Annotated in this window: 1 protein-coding gene; it reads right to left on the bottom strand. The window is 55.6% G+C overall.

The genetic code is table 11. The features are described from left to right. Positions 1-441 (bottom strand): TorD/DmsD family molecular chaperone (locus tag K5Q99_RS23200; protein WP_220778153.1); only part of this gene is annotated, 441 nt, incomplete at both ends.

Genomic DNA, 441 nt, shown 5'->3' with positions numbered 1-441 from the left:
GCCGGGGTTTCCACCACGGGCGTGCTCAGCACCAGCTGTTCAAACTCATTGATTTCGGTTTCAAAGAAGGCCCGGCCGAGTTGTGCCACCACGGCGTAAAACGCGGCGGAGGGACAACGGGACAAGGTATCGAAGAAACGTATGATCCAGCTGCCGATATGGCGGCGGTAGAAGGCCAGTTGCTGATGGGCCGGAGCTTCCAGCAGCAATACGCTCATCACCTCGCACAGGGCGGCAACATGATCTTCCGGCTCCTTGACGTTTTCTTCGCGCTCGAAGCCCAGCTGCATCAGGTCCTGACGCAGCAAAGCCAAGGGCTTGTCCATCAGCGAACCTGTCATAAACCAGCTGCCATAGGGCAGGATTTCCCCCGAGCCCACGAGACGTAGAGGAATCTCGTATGCCGTCTTCTGCTTGAAAAAAAAAAAAAGTAGTACAAAA

It is taken from the genome of Shewanella hafniensis, assembly GCF_019655335.1.
Classification (GTDB): Bacteria; Pseudomonadota; Gammaproteobacteria; order Enterobacterales; family Shewanellaceae; genus Shewanella; species Shewanella hafniensis.
The sequence above is the reverse complement of the archived record's forward strand: the minus strand, read 5'-3'. Positions and strand labels throughout refer to the sequence as shown.